This is a genomic window from uncultured Acinetobacter sp., from assembly GCF_947624825.1.
Lineage (GTDB): Bacteria > Pseudomonadota > Gammaproteobacteria > Pseudomonadales > Moraxellaceae > Acinetobacter.
This window is the reverse complement of the sequence record NZ_CANQLZ010000118.1, coordinates 1-2,886: the sequence shown is the minus strand read 5'-3', so window position 1 is coordinate 2,886 and position 2,886 is coordinate 1. Positions and strand designations below refer to the sequence as shown.

The window sequence follows — 2,886 nt, the reverse complement described above, 5'->3', positions numbered from 1 at the left end:
TCCATACCACGAATACGATCAATCTTATCAAAATCGATTTCAGGGAACATGATCTGTTCCTTAAGACCCATCGAGTAGTTACCACGACCGTCAAATGATTTCGCTGAGAAACCACGGAAGTCACGGATACGAGGGATCGCGATAGAGATCAAACGGTCTAAGAATTCGTACATGCGTTCGCCGCGTAAAGTAACTTTACAACCGATCGGCCAACCATCACGGATTTTGAAACCAGCGATTGATTTACGCGCTAATGTAAGCACTGGCTTTTGACCAGCAATTGCTTGCATATCCGCTAAAGCACCATCAAGGAGTTTTTTGTCAGCAGCAGCTGCGCCAACACCCATGTTGATCGTGATTTTAGTAATGCGTGGAATTTCCATCACATTTTTAACACCTAAAGTCTCAAGTAATTGAGCTTTAAGTTCTTCGTTGTAACGTGTTTTAAGTCTGGCCATAGCCTAATTCAACCTATTACTTCGCTACCGCCACTGATTCACCAGTAGATTTGAATACGCGAGTTTTCACGCCTTCTACTACTTGGTAACCAACACGGTCAGCCTTTTGGGTTGCAGCATTAAAAATTGCCACGTTTGAGATATGAAGCGAAGCTTCTTGTGTAACTACAGCGCCTTCAGCACCTGTTGCACGATTCGGCTTTTGATGCTTCTTAACCAGGTTCAAGCCTTCAACAAGAACGCGATCGTTTGAAACAGACAATACAGTTCCCTGTTTGCCTTTTTCTTTACCTGCGATCACAATTACTTGATCGCCTTTTTTAATCTTAGCCATGAGTGCCTCTTATAGAACTTCAGGAGCCAATGAAATAATTTTCATGAACTGTTCAGTACGAAGTTCACGAGTCACTGGTCCGAAAATACGAGTCGCAATCGGCGCTTTGTTGTTGTTCAAAATAACAGCTGCGTTATCGTCGAAACGAATCACAGAACCGTCTGCACGACGGATACCGAATTTTGTACGTACAACTACAGCATTCATCACGTCACCTTTTTTAACACGTGCGCGTGGAATTGCTTCTTTTACAGTAACTTTAATGATGTCGCCAACAGAAGCATAACGACGATGTGAACCACCAAGTACTTTGATACATTGTACGCGGCGAGCACCACTGTTGTCTGCTACGTCGAGCATACTTTCGGTTTGAATCATTGCCCTACTCCAAAACCGAGCAACATCGGTCAGAATTTCGAAAGGCTCAAAGAGTACTCGAAATTGACCGATGATGCAACAAGAACGTTAATTACTCAGCTGCTGCTTCAATAACTTCAACTAAAGTCCATGACTTAGTTTTAGACATTGGGCGGCATTCTTTAATGGTTACAACGTCGCCAGTTTTAGCTGTGTTGTTCTCATCATGAGCGTGTAATTTTGTTGAACGGCGGATTAATTTGCCGTACAACGGGTGTTGAACGCGGCGTTCAATAAGAACAACGATAGATTTTTCCATCTTGTCGCTTACTACTTTGCCTGTTAACGTGCGAACTGTTTGCTCACTCATTGTCCGTTCCCCTGTTTTTCGGTAAGGAGGGTCTTAATACGAGCAATAGTTTTACGAGTTAACGCAACTTCGTGCGATTTACCCAATTGACCAGTTGCTTTCGCCATACGAAGACGGAATTGGTTAAGCTGTTGCTCATCAAGCAAAGCTGTCAACTCTTCTACCGACTTTTCACGTAGATCTTTAGTTTTCATTACATTACCGTCCGAGTCACGATAGTGGTTTTAAACGGAAGTTTAGCAGCAGCAAGCTTGAAAGCTTCTGTAGCTAATTCTTCGTTTACACCATCAATTTCGTACAAGACTTTACCTGGTTTGATTTCACAAACCCAGTATTCCACAGAACCTTTACCTTTACCCATACGAACTTCTAATGGTTTATTAGTAATTGGTTTGTCTGGGAAAACACGGATAAAGATCTTACCACCACGTTTAATACGACGGCTGATTGTACGACGAGCAGCTTCAATTTGACGCGCAGTCATACGACCACGTTCAAGTGATTTAAGCGCAATAGTACCAAATGATACTGAGCTACCGCGGTGAGCAAGACCAGTGTTACGGCCTTTTTGCACCTTACGGAATTTCATACGTTTAGGTTGCAACATGGATTATTCTCCTTTTTCAGCAGAACGATCATTGCGGCGACCACGACGCTCTTGACCTTCACCACGACCGCGACCGCGTTTAGCTGGACGTTCTTCAGCAGGAGCAGGGTTCATGACTTGTTTCATGCCACCTAGGATCTCACCGCGGAATACCCAAACTTTAACACCAATCGTACCGTAAGTAGTCTCAGCACGTACTGAAGAGTAGTCGATGTCCGCACGAAGCGTATGCAAAGGCACACGACCTTCACGATACCATTCTGTACGAGCGATCTCAGCACCACCTAAACGGCCTGAAACTTCAACTTTGATACCTTTAGCACCAGCACGCATAGAGTTTTGAACCGCACGCTTCATAGCACGACGGAACATCACACGTTTTTCTAATTGTGAAGCAATACCTTCAGCAACTAGACGCGCGTCTAAGTCAGGACGATCGATTTCGTTGATGCTTACTTGCGCAGGAACACCCATAATGGCTGTTAATTCGCGTTGTAATTTCTCAATGTCTTCGCCTTTTTTACCGATTACGATACCAGGACGAGCAGTGCTAATAGTAATTTTAGCAGCGCCAGTAGGACGTTCGATAAGAATATTGCTGATCATTGCATTCTTAAGTTTTTTGTTCAAAAACTCACGAACTTGCAAATCTTTAAGCAAGTATTCAGCGTATTGTTTCGGACTCGCATACCAGTTAGCGTTATGACGTTTCACAACACCTAGGCGGATACCGATTGGATGAACCTTCTGACCCATATCA

The 2,886-nt window shown here is 43.7% G+C and carries 6 protein-coding genes and 1 pseudogene; all 7 read right to left on the bottom strand.

What is annotated here, in order from left to right:
• The coding region (gene rplE / locus Q0017_RS13630; RefSeq protein ID WP_298147978.1) for a 50S ribosomal protein L5 at window positions 1-458 on the bottom strand (458 nt) is incomplete at its 3' end.
• Window positions 459-474: 16 nt separating this feature from the next.
• Complete coding sequence (rplX, locus tag Q0017_RS13625; protein WP_297423736.1) at window positions 475-792, bottom strand: 50S ribosomal protein L24; 318 nt, start codon at window positions 790-792, stop codon at window positions 475-477.
• 9 nt (window positions 793-801) lie between these two features.
• Window positions 802-1,170, bottom strand: a complete 369-nt coding sequence (rplN, locus tag Q0017_RS13620; RefSeq protein WP_005012978.1) for a 50S ribosomal protein L14 — start codon at window positions 1,168-1,170, stop codon at window positions 802-804.
• Between the two features lie 91 nt (window positions 1,171-1,261).
• Entirely contained in the window at window positions 1,262-1,519 is a 258-nt protein-coding gene (gene rpsQ, locus Q0017_RS13615) for a 30S ribosomal protein S17 (RefSeq protein ID WP_298147974.1), read from the bottom strand.
• Entirely contained in the window at window positions 1,516-1,713 is a 198-nt protein-coding gene (rpmC, locus tag Q0017_RS13610; RefSeq protein WP_004650482.1) for a 50S ribosomal protein L29, read from the bottom strand. Before rpmC ends, rpsQ begins: the two co-directional genes overlap by 4 nt.
• Window positions 1,713-2,126, bottom strand: a complete 414-nt coding sequence (gene rplP / locus Q0017_RS13605) for a 50S ribosomal protein L16 (RefSeq protein WP_298147971.1) — start codon at window positions 2,124-2,126, stop codon at window positions 1,713-1,715. Before rplP ends, rpmC begins: the two co-directional genes overlap by 1 nt.
• Window positions 2,105-2,882, bottom strand: a pseudogene (rpsC, locus tag Q0017_RS13600) (30S ribosomal protein S3). The gene rplP and the pseudogene rpsC overlap by 22 nt, the downstream one beginning before the upstream one ends.
• Window positions 2,883-2,886: the final 4 nt, after the last annotated feature.

What these genes read in the sequence shown, in the direction of transcription:
- rplN (WP_005012978.1), bottom strand. Translation starts at nt 1,170, where the DNA reads ATGATTCAAACCGAAAGTATGCTCGACGTAGCAGACAACAGTGGTGCT.
- rplX (WP_297423736.1), bottom strand. Translation starts at nt 792, where the DNA reads ATGGCTAAGATTAAAAAAGGCGATCAAGTAATTGTGATCGCAGGTAAA.
- rplP (WP_298147971.1), bottom strand. Translation starts at nt 2,126, where the DNA reads ATGTTGCAACCTAAACGTATGAAATTCCGTAAGGTGCAAAAAGGCCGT.
- rpmC (WP_004650482.1), bottom strand. Translation starts at nt 1,713, where the DNA reads ATGAAAACTAAAGATCTACGTGAAAAGTCGGTAGAAGAGTTGACAGCT.
- rpsQ (WP_298147974.1), bottom strand. Translation starts at nt 1,519, where the DNA reads ATGAGTGAGCAAACAGTTCGCACGTTAACAGGCAAAGTAGTAAGCGAC.